This is a genomic window from Paenibacillus sp. J31TS4 (assembly GCF_018403265.1).
Lineage (GTDB): Bacteria > Bacillota > Bacilli > Paenibacillales > NBRC-103111 > J31TS4.
Genome location: NZ_BOSI01000002.1, coordinates 693,305 through 710,268 on the forward strand (window position 1 = coordinate 693,305; position 16,964 = coordinate 710,268).

13 protein-coding genes are annotated in these 16,964 nt (G+C 63.1%); all 13 read left to right on the plus strand.

The genetic code is table 11. The features are described 5' to 3' along the window. Positions 1-6 precede the first annotated feature (6 nt). Complete coding sequence (locus KJS47_RS13915; protein WP_213525632.1) at positions 7-1,206, plus strand: exonuclease SbcCD subunit D; 1,200 nt, start codon at positions 7-9, stop codon at positions 1,204-1,206. Continuing rightward, the gene (locus KJS47_RS13920) at positions 1,203-4,655 is read left to right on the plus strand and encodes an AAA family ATPase (RefSeq protein ID WP_213525633.1); all 3,453 of its coding nucleotides are present in this window, start codon (positions 1,203-1,205) and stop codon (positions 4,653-4,655) included. Before KJS47_RS13915 ends, KJS47_RS13920 begins: the two co-directional genes overlap by 4 nt. A gap of 404 nt (positions 4,656-5,059) precedes the next feature. After that, the gene (locus KJS47_RS13925) at positions 5,060-7,378 is read left to right on the plus strand and encodes an AraC family transcriptional regulator (RefSeq protein WP_213525634.1); all 2,319 of its coding nucleotides are present in this window, start codon (positions 5,060-5,062) and stop codon (positions 7,376-7,378) included. Next, a complete protein-coding gene (locus tag KJS47_RS13930; protein WP_249716373.1) occupies positions 7,375-8,916 on the plus strand; it encodes an extracellular solute-binding protein in 1,542 nt (513 codons plus the stop codon). Before KJS47_RS13925 ends, KJS47_RS13930 begins: the two co-directional genes overlap by 4 nt. 80 nt (positions 8,917-8,996) lie before the next feature. Next, positions 8,997-10,346, plus strand: coding sequence for an ABC transporter substrate-binding protein (locus KJS47_RS13935; protein ID WP_249716374.1), 1,350 nt, complete (start codon positions 8,997-8,999; stop codon positions 10,344-10,346). 69 nt (positions 10,347-10,415) lie between these two features. Beyond that, positions 10,416-11,342 carry a carbohydrate ABC transporter permease gene (locus tag KJS47_RS13940; protein ID WP_213525635.1) on the plus strand — a complete coding sequence of 309 codons (927 nt, stop codon included), beginning with the start codon at positions 10,416-10,418 and terminating at the stop codon, positions 11,340-11,342. Next, entirely contained in the window at positions 11,342-12,229 is an 888-nt protein-coding gene (locus KJS47_RS13945) for a carbohydrate ABC transporter permease (RefSeq protein ID WP_374707033.1), read from the plus strand. The genes KJS47_RS13940 and KJS47_RS13945 overlap by 1 nt, the downstream gene beginning before the upstream one ends. 333 nt (positions 12,230-12,562) lie before the next feature. Then, entirely contained in the window at positions 12,563-12,910 is a 348-nt protein-coding gene (locus tag KJS47_RS13950; protein ID WP_213525636.1) for a histidine triad nucleotide-binding protein, read from the plus strand. 139 nt (positions 12,911-13,049) lie between these two features. Continuing rightward, positions 13,050-13,223: a 30S ribosomal protein S21 gene (rpsU, locus tag KJS47_RS13955; protein WP_213525637.1), complete on the plus strand. Its 174-nt coding sequence runs from the start codon at positions 13,050-13,052 to the stop codon at positions 13,221-13,223. 11 nt (positions 13,224-13,234) lie between these two features. Next, positions 13,235-13,687, plus strand: coding sequence for a GatB/YqeY domain-containing protein (locus KJS47_RS13960; RefSeq protein ID WP_213525638.1), 453 nt, complete (start codon positions 13,235-13,237; stop codon positions 13,685-13,687). Between the two features lie 137 nt (positions 13,688-13,824). Continuing rightward, positions 13,825-15,198 (plus strand): NfeD family protein, encoded by a 1,374-nt coding sequence (locus KJS47_RS13965; RefSeq protein WP_213525639.1) that lies wholly within the window; start codon positions 13,825-13,827, stop codon positions 15,196-15,198. A gap of 63 nt (positions 15,199-15,261) precedes the next feature. Next, positions 15,262-16,248, plus strand: coding sequence for a flotillin-like protein FloA (gene floA, locus KJS47_RS13970; protein ID WP_213525640.1), 987 nt, complete (start codon positions 15,262-15,264; stop codon positions 16,246-16,248). Between the two features lie 37 nt (positions 16,249-16,285). Continuing rightward, positions 16,286-16,864, plus strand: a complete 579-nt coding sequence (locus KJS47_RS13975; RefSeq protein ID WP_213525641.1) for a hypothetical protein — start codon at positions 16,286-16,288, stop codon at positions 16,862-16,864. The last annotated feature ends 100 nt before the right edge of the window (positions 16,865-16,964 follow it).

Consider the following 16,964-nt stretch of genomic DNA (forward strand, 5'->3'; position numbering starts at 1 on the left):
AGGCGGATGAGAATTCTACATACGGCGGACTGGCATTTTGGCCGGACGCTGGAGGGAAGAAGCCGGCAGCAGGAGCAGGAGCAATTCGTCGACGAGCTTGTCCGCATCGCGGACGATCAGCAGATCGATCTCGTGCTGATGGCGGGTGACGTCTATGACTCCGTCAATCCGCCCGCCGCCTCCGAGAAGCTGTTCTACGAGGCGATGTCGCGGCTCGCTGCCGGAGGCCGCCGCCGGATTGCGGTCATTGCGGGCAACCACGACAATCCCGACCGGATTGCGGCCTCGGCTCCGCTTGCCGGCGGGCACGGTATCACGCTCGTCGGCCTGCCGACGGCGGAGCCGATCGCCATCGACATCACGCGGACGGGCGAGCGGGCGATGCTGTACGCGCTGCCTTATCCGTCGGAGGCGAGGCTCGCGGAGCTGCTGTCCGCCGATTCGGACGAAGCCGCGCTCCGGCTCGCCTATTCGGAGAAGATTCGCGGGCTCGTAGGCAAATGCTCCGGCGCTTTCAAGCCGGAGACAGTCAACCTCATCATGAGCCATCTGTACGTGCTCGGCGGCGCCGAGACGGATTCGGAGCGGCCGATCCAGGTCGGCGGCGCCTACACGGTCGATACTGGGGCGTTGTGCGTGAATGCCGACTACGTGGCGCTCGGCCACCTGCACCGTCCCCAGACGCTGAAGGCGTCGTCGCCGATCCGCTACAGTGGCTCTCCGCTCGGCTACAGCTTCTCGGAGGCGGGGCAGGCCAAATCGGTGACGATCGTGGACCTGAAGCCGGGAGGCGGCCCCGCCGTCCCAGAAGAGATCTTCCTATCATGCGGCAAGCCGCTCGTCCGGTGGAAGGCCGACGGCGGCATCGCGCAGCTGCACGCCTGGCTGGACGAGGGGCGGGACGCCAACGCCTGGATCGACCTGGAGCTGCATCTGGACGATTCGCTGTCCATGGAGCAGATCCAGTCGCTGCGCAAGAGCCACGGCGGCATTCTGACGATCCGTCCGGTCTACCGCGAGCAGGCGACAGCTTACGAGCCGCAGGCTGAGAAGAGCCTGCCGCTTGACGAGATGTTCCGCCGGTTCTACACGAGGCAGACGGGGGGCGCGGAGCCGGAGGCGGAGCTCATCCGGCTCTTCCTGGACCTGCTGCAGGAGGAAGGCGGGCCCGGCGAGGCTGCACCCGAAGGGAGGAAGGACGAATGAAGCCGGTCTATCTGTCCCTCGCGGGACTTCAGAGCTACCGGGAAAAGCAGGAGATCGACTTCACCCAGCTGTGCGGCACGGGCGTCTTCGGTATTTTCGGCCCGACCGGGAGCGGCAAATCAACCGTGCTCGACGCGATGACGCTTGCGCTGTACGGCAAGGTGGAGCGCGCGAGCAACGGCACGCAGGGCATTCTGAACCACGCTGAGCAGGCGCTCTCGGTCGCGTTCCAGTTCGAGCTGTCCCATGCGTCCGGATGCAAAGTCTATCGGGTGGAGCGTCAATTCAAACGCGGGCACGACCTGTCGGTGAACAATACGGTCAGCCGCCTGATCGATCTGTCGCGCGGCGAGAGCGTCGTGCTGGCCGACAAGGTGGCCGAAGTGAACCAGGGCGTGCAGCAGCTGCTCGGACTGTCGATGCAGGACTTCACGCGCGCCGTGGTGCTGCCGCAGGGCAAATTCGCCGAATTCCTCGCGCTCAAGGGCAGCGAGAGGCGGCAGATGCTGCAGCGGCTGTTTCATCTCGAGCAGTACGGCGATGTGCTGAACGGGAGACTTAGCCAGCAAGTGAAGGAAACCGATTCGCTTCTCAAGGAGACGAGGGCCGAGCAGCTCGGTCTCGGCGACGCATCGGAGGAGGCACTGGCCATCGCCCGGGAGAGGCTCACGGAGTCTGCCGAAGCCGCCGACAAGGCGCGCAAGACGAGAACCGAAACGGAGGAAGGCGTCCGGCGGCGCCGGGAGCTGCACGAGCTTCAGCAGGAAGCGGCCGGGCTCGAGGAGGCGCTGGCCGCGCTCACCGGACGCGAGGAAGAGATGGCTGAGCGCGAACGGAAGCTTGCGCTCGCGGATCGGGCGGATCGGCTGTATCCGCTCCTGCAGGACCTGCGGGAGGCGTCCCGCCGGAGCGAGGAGCTCGGCGTCCGGCTTGCGGAGACGGAGCGCCGGCACGAGCAGGCGGAGGCCGAACGCCGGGAAGCGGCGGAGGCGCATGCCAACGCGAAGCGGGCACTCGCAGACGAGGAGCCGGCGGTTCGCCGGGAGCTGGAGCAGCTGAGACACGCGCTCCGGCTTGAGGAGGAGATCCGGACCGGGGAGGCCGGCCTCGGGGAACTGATCCGGCAGCTCGGCGAAGCCGGTGCCCGGGCGGGCTCTCTCGTGGAGCAGGAAACGAAGGAGAAGGAGCGTTACGACCGTGCTCTTCAGCTGCAGGCGGAATTGAAGGAGCAGCTGAAGAAGGCGGAAGTGAAGAATGAAGACCGCCTCCTGTTACAGGAAGCGGGAACAGCCCATCAGCGGATGCTGGCTGTGGAGAAGCAGCAGCAGGAGCTGGAGGGCGAAGCTGGAGAAGCTGCCCGATCCGCCCAGGCGGCAGAGGCAGAAGCAAGCGAAGCGGAGGCGCTCCGGACCCGGCTGGCCGGCGAGCTCGCCGAAGCCGCCGCCCGCGCCGCCGAGGACGCGGGCCTGCTCGAGTCGCTCGCAGCCGAGCACGAGCGGCTGCAGCAGGCGCTCACGGCCGGCATCGCCGCCGAGCAGGCCGCGCAGCGCGAGCGGGAGCGCGGGCAGCTCGCCGCGCTTCTCGCCGCCGACCTCGCGCCCGGCTGCCCGTGCCCGGTGTGCGGCTCCGCGCAGCATCCGCAGCCGGCCGCCGCGGCCGGGCACGCCGCGCCGCCGCCCGAGGAGGCGCTCGCCCGGCTCGAGCGGCTGCACGCCGACGCCCGCGAGCAGCACGGCCGCACCGGGCGCGAGCAGGGCGCCGCGCAGCTGCTGCTCGAGCGGCTGCAGGCCGCGCTCGCGCCCGCCGGGCCGGCCGCCGCCGGGCTCGCCGAGGCCGCGGCCGCAAGCGCGCCGCCGGCAGCGCCTGCTCCGGCGCCGGCGAGCGCCGCGCCGCAGCCGGCCGCCGCGGGCGAGGCTGCCTGGCGCGCCGCTCTCGCCGCGCTTGGCGAGCAGCTCGGCGCCGCGGCTTCGCGGCTCGCCGCGCTCGGCGAGCGCACGCGGCCGCTGGCGGCGCAGCTCGTGCAGGCGGAGCGCCGTCTCGGCGATGCCGCCGCGCGGCTCGCGGCGCAGCGCGGCGTCGAGGCGGGCCTCGCGCGCAAGCTCGCGGCCGCCCGCGCCGAGGCGGAGCGGCTCACCGCCGAGTGGCGGAGCCGGTTCCCGGCGCTGCCGCCGGAGCGCCTCGCGGCCGAGCTCGAGCGGCTGCACGCCAGCGACCGTGCCGCGGAGGAGCTGCGCGGGCGGCTGGAGAAGAGTGTGCCGTTTCTCGAGCAGACGCTCGAGAAGCTGGAGGGGCTCCGCCGGGCGCTCGCGGACGCGGAGAAGGAGAGCGTCCGGCTGGAGGCCGACCGCGCGGGCCGCGAGCAGCTGCTTGGATTCAAGAAGCAGGAGCTCGCTGGCATCGTCGGCGAAGAGCAGGCCGCCCGGAAGCTGCAGCAGGCGGAGGAGCGGCTCGCCGGACTGACCGCACGCGAGCGAGGGGCCGGCGAGAGGCTTGAGCGGCTGCAGAACGCGCTGCAGGAGCTGAGCCGAATGTACATAGCCGTCAAGCAGGAATACGGCACCTGGAACGAGCAGCGGACGAAGACGGAGACGGTCTGGAACGAAGCGCTCGCCCGCTCGGTGTTCGACGATCCGGGTCAGGTCGAGACCGCCCGGCTGGACGAGGAACAGGCGGCGGCCTGGACCGAGGACGTCCGGCAGTACCGCGAGGAGACGGCCAAGCTCCGCTCCCGGCTCGAGCGGGTCGCGGAGCGACTCGGACCGGAGCGGCTCACGGACGAAGAATGGGAAACGTGGCTGGCTAAGCTCGCCGAGGCCGTCCGCGAGGACGAGGAGGCGCTGCAGCGGCGGGCCAAGGCCGAACGGGATCTGGACGAGCTGGAGAAGAAGCACGCCCACTGGCGGTCGCTTGAGGAGAAGCGTCTCGCGGCGGAACGGAAAGCGGGCCGTCTCGGCAAGCTCCAAACCGTGCTGAGAGGCAACGCCTTCGTCGAGTTCATGGCGGAGGAGCAGCTGATGCAGGTGAGCCGCGAGGCGTCCCGCCGGCTCGGACAGCTGACCCGGCAGCGTTATGCGCTTGAGGTCGATTCGGCGGGAGGCTTCGTCATCCGCGACGACGCAAACGGAGGCATTCGGCGGCCGGTCGCATCGCTGTCGGGGGGCGAGACGTTTCTGACGTCGCTCGCCCTCGCGCTTGCGCTGTCTGCTCAGATTCAGCTGAACGGCCAGTACCCGCTCGAATTCTTCTTCCTCGACGAAGGGTTCGGCACCTTGGACCCCGAGCTGCTGGACACGGTCATCGGGTCGTTGGAGAAGCTGCACAGCGACGCCTTGACGGTCGGCATTATCAGCCACGTGCCCGAGCTCAAAGCCCGGCTGCCGCGCCGGCTGGTCGTCCACCCGGCGGATGCTGCCGGACGGGGCAGCAGGATCGAGCTGGAGACCTTTTAGCGGCATGTGCTTACTATTCGATTAGGTGTCGTCAAGACCGCGCTGGGAGCTTCGCGCGAGGCGGGAAGGCGGCCGGCTGAAATGCTGCAACAAATGATAAAAGGTGTGTTACGAGAACCGCCGTATGCGTGCGAATGCAGGCACACGGCGGTTTTTTTGCGTTCGAGGGGAGTTCTGGCGGACTACATGAGGAGGTGGTGCAGAGGAACCGGGAGAGGAACGGGCAAGGTCTTGCCGAACTGTCTAAAGGAATAACGCTCCACAACTAAAACTCCGAATCCCCCCCTTCGGCAGACGCTTTGGCCTATTGAGAACCCGATCCGGCGAATGAGAACTAGGCCGCGCACCGCCGCGGCTGGTACGATGCTAACGGGATGCCGGACGGCAGGAGGTAAGCGCCAGGCGTGCGACACGGAAATGGGGGGAGAAGGAACGAAGCGAGGTTCGCCATGCGCTATCTGCTGACCAAACAAGCGATCCGTCTCTATGTATGGATCGGCATCCTGGTGACCGTCATCGTCGTGCCCTGCTCCTTGTACCTGACTCATCGGTTTTCCGCATACGCGTATACCCAGATGAGCGAGTTTCAGCAGGACCGGATTGCGCAGACGGCCAGCCGGACGGATTTTTTGCTGAGCAAGCTCAAAGCCTATTCACTCAATATGTACGAAGACCGCACGATCCGGGACTGGCTGCAGGCTGACCGGAATTTGCCGCTCGCCAATATGGAAGCGCTTCAAATCGTCTCATCTTACATGGCGACCGAGCCTTTTTTGAAGCGGGTCTACTTGGTGAACCGCAGCACGAGGGCCGTTCTGGATTCGGCCGTCGGCGTAGTCCCGTTCGAGCAGTTCGCCGATCCCGCCATGCTGAACCGCCTCGAGACCGACCCGCCGGCGTTTCTTCAGTTTTTCCCACATCGTCTTGGAGAGGCCACCTATCCGGCAATGCTCGTGCCGGCCACTCCAGCCCGCAAGGCGGAGAACGGCTACCTGGCCGTTCTGCTGGACCGCGAAGCCCTGCAGGCGTTTTTGCTCGAGAACAACGAGCGGCTGGGAACCGAGATCTGGATTCTCGACGAGCAGGATCGCCCCGTTCTGGGAGAGAGGGAAGCGGTCCCGGCAATAGGAGTGCTCGAGGAGAGCAGGGCTTCCGCGGAGCGGGGGACGGAGGCAGCCGCTGAACGGGGGGAGGAGCGGCCCTTTCTCAACCGCGCTCCTTTGGCGTCCCAGGCATGGACCGTGGTGTCCCGCTCGGATCTCCGAACGTTTCGGCAGCAGGCCGAGTCGTTCCGCAACGGCATCCTCGGCGGGTCGGGACTCGTGCTGCTCTGCCTGTTGGCCGCCGCCTTCTGGAACTCCCGGCGGGTCATCCGTCCGTTCCGCTCTCTCGCCGAGCAGGTCAGCACCCGGCTGTCCGCTGAACCGGACAAAGGGCCGCATCGGCCGCTTCCAGGGGACGAATACCGGATTCTGAAGGACGGCATTGAGTGGCTCGCAACGAGCGTCGACGAAATGAAGGGCTCGCTGCAGGCGGCGTTCCCGCTCGCAAAGGCGGAGTATATGCGGCAGTGGGTGCTGCAGGGCCGGGTCAACCAGTCGGTCCGCAACGACGCTGTCGCCGCCTCGGGCCTCGCCGGACGAGAGACGCTGTTCCTCGCGGTGCTCAAGATCGACCGGTACGGGCAATGGGCCGAGTCCGTGGATATGCATGCGCGCCGGCAGCGGAAGGAAGCCATAGCGCGGATCGCGGAGGAAACTCTGGCGTCCGGCGGAGCCGGCTGCGAGGCGGTCGATCTGGCGGGCGACCACCTCGTGCTGCTGCTCGGCTATGACGGCGAATGGCAGGCGCTGCTCCAGCTGCTGGAGCGGGCGAAGCGGCGGATTGCCGCGCGGACGGGGCTCGGCGTGACGATCGCTCTTAGCGACCGCAAGCACCGGGAGGATGATCTGCGCGCCGCCTACGACGTTTGCCTCGAGCTGGCGAAGCTGCGCTTCCTCGGCGGCGAGGACCGGATCTATACGGAGGCGGATTACGAGACGTATGCCAATTTGCTGCAGCCGCTTCCCGAGCCCAAAACGCTCGAGCATCTGATCGTCGCCGTAAAGGCCGGCCGGACAGAAGAGCTGGCCGAGCGGCTTGGCGAGCTGTTCGGCCCGATGGCCGCCATGCGGTATTCGGAATGCCGGGTACGCCTGACGGTCATTCTGTTCACGATTATGAAGGAATTCGACAGCCTGTCGGCGCTCCAGAAGGTGGACGGCATCGATCGGCAGCTGGACCGGTTCTCCACGCTGGCGGAGCTGCGCGACTGGCTGCACGCCGAGCTGCTGCTCGTTATGGAACAGCTCGGGAGCCGCAAGAGCCTGGAACGCAAGGATCGGCTGGTTGAAGAGATGAAGGTCTACCTGCAGGCGCGCCTGCAGGACCCGCTGCTCGCTGCGGAGGACGTGGCGGACCATATCTCCCTGTCGGTCAAATACGCGAGACGGCTTTTCCAGGACATCCAGGGCGTCACTCTCTCGGGCTATCTGCTTGACCTGCGCATCCGCAAGGTCAAGGAGCTGCTCGTAACGACGTCGCTGCCCGTAGCTGAGATTGGGGAGCAATCGGGCTTTCTGACGCGGAGCCACTTCTTTACCGCCTTCAAAAAGGCGACCGGGATGACGCCCAGCCAATACCGGGAGCATGCCGCAGGGAAACGGGAGGAGGAAGCGGGATGAACTTGCCGATCACTTTACGACGCAAAGCATGGCATGCGCTGATGGTTGCCGCCGTCGCGGTCGTCGCGGCAGGATGTCTCACGCTCGCCGTCTTCCGTACCGGACCCGCATCCGTGACGGCCGCTGATCCGGCAACGATCCGGCTCCTCCTCCCGGGAGAAGCATCCGCGGACTTTCCTCTCGTGATGCAGGAGGCGGAGAAGCGGCTTCGGAAGGAGTTGAACCTGCGCATCGAGGTAAAGTTCGTGCCGTGGAACGATTACGGGCGCACCTCGCAGGTGCTGCTTGCCTCCGGCACCGACCTGGACCTCGTATTCGACGCCCCCTGGCTTCACCTTGGCGAAATGATCGCGAGCGGGTTTTATGCACCGCTAGACGACCTGCTCAGCCGGTATGGCCCGGCCGTGCTGGCCAAGCGGCCGGAGAAGATGTGGGAGGCCAACCGCGTGAGCGGCAAGATCATGGCAGTGCCGCTCGGGAACTCCTACCAAATGGGACATTCCTATTACGTCCGCAAGGATATCCGGGAGAAGCTCGGCATTCCTCCAATCCGCAGCTACGACGAGCTGATCCGGTTCGCCTATGAAGTGAAGGAAAAGCTGCCGGGCATGACTCCGCTCATCGCGGCGGGCTCTCCCTCCCAGCAGCTGTACAGCCTCGCGGCGTTCCGGCATTACGACGATCCGACCCAGATCCGGCCGACTGAGGCACTCAGCCGCAGTCTGATGCTCTATTACCAGGGCAACGACGGCAAGGTGCACAATGTGCTGAAGGAGAAGGATTCCCCAGTTCGCGCCTGGATCGCGGAAGCGCGCCGGCTGTACGTGGACGGCATTATGGATGCCAACGTGCTTGGCGTGAAGGATTTTCAGTCTCCCGGGCGATTCGGAACGGTAGCGGCCTTTCCGACCGGCAATCTCGGCGTGAGCGCCGGCTATCAGCAGAAGGTGCGCGAGCATGCGCCGCAGGCGGAGTACGAAAGTCTCACGTTCTACCGCCCCGCTCGGGGAGAGGCAGTTTCGGATTTCGCTCAATGGAATTTTCTCGCCGTGCCGGTCCGCAGCGGGCAGAAGGAAGCGGCGATCCAGTTTCTCAATTGGGCCAACACCAAGGAAAATTATGATCTGCTTGCCTATGGGCTGGAGGGAGTCCACTGGGAAGCGGACGGGCCGGACGGCTATCGCCAGCTCAGCAACCGCTACGCCCAAGCTCCATTCGTCTGGCTGTGGAATCCGACCGACGATCGGCTGCTGAAGGAGGAGGGAATGGCCGGGGAGCTTGAGCGGGCACTCCGCGATCCCGATTTCTTTCAGCCGGATCTGCTGACGGGCTTTGCGTTCGATCCCGCTCCCGTATTGGCCGAGCTGAACCGGTATGTCCGGCTGGAGGCAGAATTTTATTCGCCGCTGTTCAACGGGGTCGTCGACCCAGAAGCCACCTTTGTCCAATTGGAGCGGGAAGCGGGTCCGGCGCTGGACGCCATCCAGACCGAGCTGCAGCGGCAGATTCAGTCGTTCCTCGCAGGGAGGAGCCGCTGACGCTCACGGAAAAAACCATCCGATGAAGCCGCATCGTCACCGAAACGGCGTTAACCAAATTGTCCGAAAGGGTGAGTCTATTGAAACGTGGAAAGAAGCAGCAAGCGATGCTCGTCGTATTGGCGGGACTGCTGGCCGCCGGAGCGCTCGGCGGCTGCTCCAAATCCGGTGAGCCCGCTCAAGCGGGCGGCTCGGGGCAGCCCGGCGGTTCCCAGAAGCCGAAAGAAAAGGTCGAAATCCAATTCTGGAATCCGCTCACGGGCGAGGCCGCCGCAATTTTGGACGGCATTGCGCAGTCGTTCAACACGAGCCAGGATGCCATCAGCGTCAAGACGCTCAGCAGCCAGGATCCGCAGAAGCAGCTGACCGCCATTTCGGGCGGGAACGCTCCCGATCTGGTCATGACGTACTGGAACAACATCGGCCCCTGGTCCGAAGCGGGAGCGGTGCTGAACCTGGAGGAGAAGATCAAGACGAGCGGCTTCCAGACGGAGACTATCATTCCCGCCGCTCTCGACCGGATGAAGGTGGACGGCAAGCTGCACGGCTTCCCGATTTCGATGAGCATGTCCAACAAGCTGTTCTACAACAAAAAGATGTTCCAGGAGGCCGGCATCGCCAAGCCGCCGGAGACGCTCGAGGAGCTCCTCGATGCGGCCAAGAAGCTGACCAAGAAGGACGACAAGGGGAACATCACGCAGATCGGCTTCATTCCCGATTATCCGTGGATCGACAACGTCTTCTGGCCGATCATCTTCGGAGGAAGCTGGGAGGACGGCAAGGGCAAGCTGACGGCGAATCAAAAGGCGAACGTCGATTCGATCGCCTACCAGGCATCGTTCTACAAGGAATTCGGCAACGAGGCGATCGCCAAATTCAAATCGGGGATGGGAAAAGCCAACACTCCGCAGGATCCGATTCTGTCCGGGAAGCTCGGCATGATGATTGGCTGGGAGAACAAGTACAATGACCAGCGCGGCGAGAACGGCGAGCTGGGCGTCGCACCGTTCCCTTATCCGCAGGACCGTCCGGAGCTCAAAAACTCGGGGATGGTCAGTCCCGTCGCTATGTTCATCCCAGCGAAAGCGAAGCACGCCGACGAGGCATGGACCTTCATGCAGTATCTGCTGTCCGAGGATGTCCAGATTCGGTATGCAACCGAGGTCAAGACAATTCCGGTGCTCCTCAAGGCGCTCGACAATCCCAAGCTGACCAAGAACGAGTCGCTGAAGTCGATGTGGGAGTTCTATGAAAGCGCCAAGAGCAAAAACCTGAACGGCTTCCCGAACAGCATCTACATCAACGAATACTTGCAGGCGCTGTCCGAGGAGACGGAAAAAGCGCTCAAGGGGCAGCAGACCGCGCAGCAGGCGATGGATGCCGTCGTAGCCAAAATCCAGCCCAAGGCGGACAAAGCGGCCAAGAAATAAGCGTTCCTAAGAACAGCAGGAGCTCGCTTTCTGCTGTTCTTCATTCCAACTGACAGGGGGGACTTGCGGATGAATGCCGGCAATCAAATCGGAATCCGGCGCAGAGAGCGGAAGCGCCTGCTGGTCGGCCTGCTGTTCATCAGTCCTTGGCTCGCCGGCCTGCTGCTGTTCCAGCTGTATCCGATCCTTTCCTCTTTTTATTACAGCCTGACGGAGTACAGCCTGTTCACGCCGCCGGAATGGGTCGGCGCGGCGAATTACAAGGAGCTGTTCGACGATCCAAAAGTATGGCTCTCGCTCTACAATACGTTGTTTATGACTATCTTCGGACTGTTCCCGCACCTGGCCTTCGCGCTTGCGATCGCCCTGCTGCTGAACCGGAACGTCAAGGGACAGTCTATCTACCGGACGATCTACTTCTTGCCTACGCTTGTTCCGATCGTGGCGGCCACGCTCCTGTGGATGTGGCTGCTCAACGCCCAGTACGGGCTCATCAACGAGCTGGCCGGGCGGATCGGCCTGCCCCAGCCGAACTGGCTGCTCGACCCGAAATGGACGAAGCCGGCGCTCGTGCTGATGGGCTTCTGGGGAACCGGTACGGCGACGATCATGTATCTCGCAGCGCTGCAGGAGGTGCCGCGGATGTATTACGAAGCGGCGGAGATCGACGGGGCGAACGCCTGGCAGAAATTCCGCCAGATCACGCTCCCCGCCATCTCCCCGATGACGCTGTTCCAGGTCATCATGGGCATCATCGGTACGCTGCAGCTGTTCACGCAAGGCTATGTCTTCGCCGAAGGTAACGGGCAGGCGATCGGAGGACCGGAGAATTCCCTTCTCTTTTACGGGGTGTATCTCTACCAGACGGCCTTCTCATTCCTTCGCATGGGGTATGCGTCGGCAATGGCCTGGCTGCTGTTCGCCGTCGTCTTCGCCCTGACGATTCTCGTCTTCAAGACTTCAGCCAAATGGGTGTATTACGGAGGTGACCGCTAATGAATGCCTCGCCGCAATCGGCAGACGCAGCCGCAGCGCCGCGTTCTGCCGCTAGAAGACGGAGCGGAGCCGCCAGGAAGGCGATGAGCCATCTCGTGCTGACGCTCGTCGGCCTCCTGTTCCTGATGCCTTTCGTCTGGCTTGTCCTGACGTCGCTCAAAACCGACGACGAGATCTTCGTCGTGCCGGTTCAATGGCTGCCGGGCGCCATCCAATGGGAGAACTACACCAAAGCGATTCACGCCATTCCATATTTCCGCTACATGGGCAACACCATCTGGATCGCCGCCCTTTGCGTGCTCGGCGTCGTCGTCATCGCTCCTTTGGTGGCCTACGGCTTCTCCAAGATCGACTTCAAAGGGCGCAACGGACTGTTCTACATTATGCTGAGTACGCTGATGCTGCCGTTTCAGGTTACGATGATTCCAATCTATGTCATGTTCAACAAGATCGACCTGACGAATTCGTATTGGCCGATCGTGCTCTCCTCCTGGTTCGGCACGGGACTCGCCTATTATATCTTCTTGCTGAGGCAGTTTTTTCTGGGCATTCCCCATGAGCTGACCGAGTCCGCAAAAATAGACGGGGCGTCCGAGCTGCGCATTTATGCGCAAATCGTGCTTCCTCTGTCCAAGCCAGCCTTGCTGACGGTGGGACTGTTCACCTTTTTGGGAGCGTGGGGAGATTTCCAGGGGCCGCTGATCTATCTGAACGATCCCGACAAGTGGACGCTTTCTATCGGCCTAAAGCAGTACATTCAGGAGAACAAGGTCGCCTGGGGCCAGCTGATGGCGGCCTCCACCATCTTTACACTGCCAATTGTCATTCTGTACTTCTTCGTGCAGAAGAAGTTTATTGAGGGCATTACCATCACCGGACTAAAATAGCCGCGGGCCGCTCTATCGGATATCCATTCACCAAGCCATGCATATGCTGGCGGCACATTGTCGCTGCTGTTCTACTATTAAGAACAGCTTCCTACCCCGCTTCCGGACGGCCGATTGGCGCGGAGACCGGGGTGCCTGTCCGCCGGTTCACTTTCGTGCAAGTCGGAAGGGACCGGCTTTTCGCCGTCCGTCTTCGTCCCAGGTGAAACATAGTAGACGCCTTCCGGGAGAGGAATCCTGATGCAAATGGACAAGCCGTCCTCTCGAGTGGACTCGCCTTTCCTTTTTCGCTATTATGGATCTATTAGACTGCGTTTAGTGGAGGTAGTGGCATTGGATTGTATCTTTTGCAAGATTGCTCAGGGCTCGATTCCTTCCAACAAGATCTTCGAGAACGACAAGGTAGTCGCATTCTATGACATTCAGCCGGCGGCTCCCGTTCATGCGCTCATCATTCCGCGCAAGCACATCGAATCGATGAACGACGTGCAGGAGGAAGACTGGGAGGACATCGCGGAAATTCACCGCGTCGCCCAGAAGCTGGCAAAAGACCTCGGGGTCGCCGAGACGGGCTACCGCCTCGTCAACAATTGCGGCAAGGACTCCGGCCAGGTCGTGTTCCATTTTCATTTTCATCTGCTGGGCGGGAGCAAGCTGGGGCCTGCCAACAGCCAGGAATAGGCGGCCGGGCCGCCTTTTTTGCGTGTCCTGCGTGCGTGTGAATCGGTAGGTTGACACCCGGTTTCTGTTTCATCTATAATGAAGTTTGATAACCGTGTTTTATGGTCTTGGACGGTCTGTTCGGAGGGAGGGAAATCTGGTGTCGGAAACGAGAATTCGCAAAAACGAAACAATTGATGCTGCTCTTCGCCGCTTCAAGCGTTCCATTGCCAAAGATGGCGTTCTGGCTGAAATCAAAAAGCGCAAGCACTATGAGAAGCCTAGCGTAAAGCGCAAGAAGAAGTCTGAGGCAGCACGCAAGCGGAAGTTCTAGGAGGACTCATCATGAGCTTAAGCGATCGATTGAACGAAGATATGAAACAAGCGATGAAGAGCCAGAACAAATTCAGACTCTCCGTAATCCGCATGATTCGCTCCGCGATTAAGAATATAGAGATCGATCAGCGAACTACGCTGGATGATGACCAAGTGCTTGATATATTGAATCGTGAAATCAAACAGCGCAGGGATTCCCTCCAAGAATTCGATAAAGCGGGCCGTGACGATCTGGCAGAACAAGCCAAGGCTGAGATCGAGATCATTGCCGAGTTTCTCCCGCAGCAGTTGACAGAAGAAGAGGTTAGAGTTCTTGTACAGCAGACCATCCAAGAAACAGGCGCTTCTTCTAAAGCGGAGATGGGCAAAGTGATGAGCGCGCTTATGCCGAAGGTAAAGGGCCGGGCGGACGGCAAGCTAGTCAACCAGCTTGTCCAACAAGCTCTTTCTACCACGCAATAAACTGAAGCACTCCTTGATAGCCGGTTTGTCCGACTGCTGGGAGTGTTTTTTGTTTAAGTCTGAAACGTCTTTCCCCATGTTCCGTATTAACCGATATGCAGGACTAACGGTATGCGGGAAAGGAGGAGCGGATACATATGATAAGAACCCGTTGGGTACGCTTCCTGCTGATGGCCGTGCTGCTGTTGTCGGCCGTCCTGCCCGCCGCGCAGGCGCGGGCCGAAAGCAAGAAGGCGTATGAACCCGGCAATACGGCAGTCGTCTTGCCGGTACACCAGACGGTGGAGAGCGGGCTGCAGAGCTTCCTGGAGAGGGGATTCCGTGAGGCCGAGGAAGCGAGAGCCGCGCTTGTGATTCTGGATATCGACACGCTGGGCGGGGAACTGGACTCGGCACTGGGCATCGGCAAGCTGATTCGCGAAAGCAGCATTCCGACCATAGCCTTCGTGCACGGGCGGGCCGCCTCGGCCGGCACCTATATCGCCATGAACGCGGAGCGGATCGTCATGGAGCCAGGCAGCTCGATCGGAGCCGCCGCCATGGTGGATAGCACGGGCAAGCTCGTAGACAATCCGAAGCAGGTCTCGTACTGGGTTAGCCTCGTGCGGGCCGCAGCCGAAATGAGAGGGCGCAATGCCGACATCGCGCAGGCGATGGTCGACCCGGCATTTACGGTGCAGCTGCCCCAGCTGAACCGGACCAAGGCGCAAGGAGAGATTCTGTCGCTCACCGCCGAGGAGGCGGTCAAGGTCGGCTACTCGGAGAAAATAGGGGCTACGCTGGACGACGTACTGCAGGCAGCGGGCAAGCCGGGGCTTACGCTGCTGCACGTGGAGCTCACCGCCGCCGAGAAGGCGGCCAAATGGCTGACGTCGCCTCTCGTCCGCACTCTGCTTCTGCTCGTCGGGATCGCCGGCGTCGCGATCGAGCTGTTCGTCCCGGGCTTCGGCCTTCCGGGAATCCTGGGCACCTTGGGCTTCGGGCTCTATTTCTTCGGGCATTATATTGCCGGCTTCGCGGGTGTGGAGGAGATCGTCCTGTTCGTACTGGGCCTGGTGCTTCTCCTACTCGAGATCTTCCTGCCGGGCTTCGGAATACTGGCTTTGGCCGGTTCCGTCTCACTCGTGAGCGGAGTCGTGCTGGCTGCCTACGATACGGGGGACGCCTTCCGTTCTCTGGGAATTGCAGCGCTGCTGGCGCTCGTCGTCATCGTGATCGTGCTGCGTATTTTCAAGCATAAAGGCGTCTGGAACAAATTCATCCTGAAGGATGCGCTTACCGCCGAAAGCGGCTACAGCTCCTCCTCGTCCCGCGACTATCTGCTCTGGCAGACGGGGACTGCCGCTACTTCGCTTCGTCCGTCGGGCTCGGCCATGATCGGCGAGGAGCGGGTGGACGTCGTCACCGGCGGGGAATTCATCACGGCGGGCAGCCAGGTGCAGGTCGTGCTCGTGGACGGCACGCGCGTCGTCGTGAAGAAGCTCGATTCGGAGGAGCGGGGGCCGGCCTGACGGCGGGACCGCTCCTCCAAGCAGGAACGGAATGACTTAAGACTATGATTTCGGAGGGACGCTATGGATCCGACTATTTTTACGCTTTTGATTGTCGTGCTGATTATTATTGCGCTGTCTGTCTTTTTCAGTTTCTTCCCGGTGATGCTCTGGATCTCGGCGCTCGCCTCGGGCGTGCGGGTAGGCATCTTCACCCTCGTCGCCATGCGGCTGCGGCGGGTTACCCCGAGCCGGATCGTCAACCCGCTCATCAAGGCGACCAAAGCCGGTCTCGGGCTGACGATCAACCAGCTTGAGAGCCATTACCTGGCAGGGGGCAACGTTGACCGCGTCGTCAACGCGCTCATCGCCGCCCAGCGGGCGAACATCCCGCTCAGCTTTGAGCGCTCCGCCGCCATCGACTTGGCTGGCCGGGACGTTCTGCAGGCCGTCCAGATGAGCGTTAACCCGCGCGTCATCGAGACGCCGGTCGTCGCCGCCGTCGCCAAGGACGGTATCGAAGTGAAGGTCAAGGCGCGGGTTACCGTGCGGGCCAATATCGAGAGGCTCGTCGGCGGCGCCGGCGAGGAAACGATCATCGCCCGTGTCGGCGAAGGCATCGTTACTACTGTCGGTTCCTCGAATTCCCACAAGGACGTTCTTGAGAATCCGGACCTGATCTCCCGTACCGTTCTCGGCAAAGGACTGGACGCAGGGACCGCATTCGAGATTCTGTCGATCGACATCGCGGACGTGGATGTAGGCAAGAACATCGGAGCGCATCTGCAGACCGAGCAGGCCGAAGCCGACAAGCGGATCGCCCAGGCGAAGGCCGAGGAGCGCCGCGCGATGGCGGTCGCCCAGGAGCAGGAGATGAAGGCGCGCGTCGTCGAGATGAAGGCCAAGGTGGTCGAATCCGAATCCCAAGTACCGCTTGCCATGTCCGAAGCTCTGCGCGAGGGCAAGCTCGGAGTCATGGATTACTTGAACATGCAGAACCTGAATGCCGATACGCAGATGCGCAATTCGTTCGGCAAGGCTCCCGACGACAACAAGTCGGGTCACGAATAACCGCCGGCCTTCCGGTCGAAACGGAGGGACTTAAGCGATGGCCATAATCGAGTTTTTGCTGCGCCACTACTATCTGTTGTTCATCGTGTTCGTCCTGTTCTCCATGCTGAAGCCGAGGAAGGACGAACAACAAGGCAAAGGCCGTCCGGGCCGGCCGCCGAGCAGCATGCCGCCGTTCGGGCAGGGGCCCGGCCGGACGCTCGCCCGTCGCGGCGATGCACCGCGGCAGGCTGCTCCGCAAGGCGAAGCCCGCCGCGCCGCCGGCGATTCCGGCACGGACCGGCCCGCTCACGCCGAGCGGCCCGCTGCGGCCGAGCGCCCGGAGCCGGCGGACGACGGCCGCTGGAGCGAGCTGTCCGGCCGGAGCTGGGCCGAGGAGGAGCGCCGCGCTGCCGGAGCTATGCCGGCAGAGGGCAGCCGCCCGGCCGCCCCGGCGCGCCCCCGGCCCGCCGCGGCAGCCGGGTCGGACCACGCCCGGCAGCGGCCGCTCGGCGCCGCGCCGGAGGCGCCGTTCTCCGGCGACCGGCCGGTGCCGTCGGCCGAAGATGCCCGCCGCGGCCTCATGTGGGCCGAGGTGCTCGGGCCGCCGCGCGCGCGACGGCCGCATCGGCGCTGAGCAAGCAGCCCCTTCCGGGTTATCCGGAAGGGGTCTTTGCGCTGGGCCGGGAGGCGGGGCGGCGCAGAGGGACGACCGATCCTTGCAAGAGAGCGGCAAG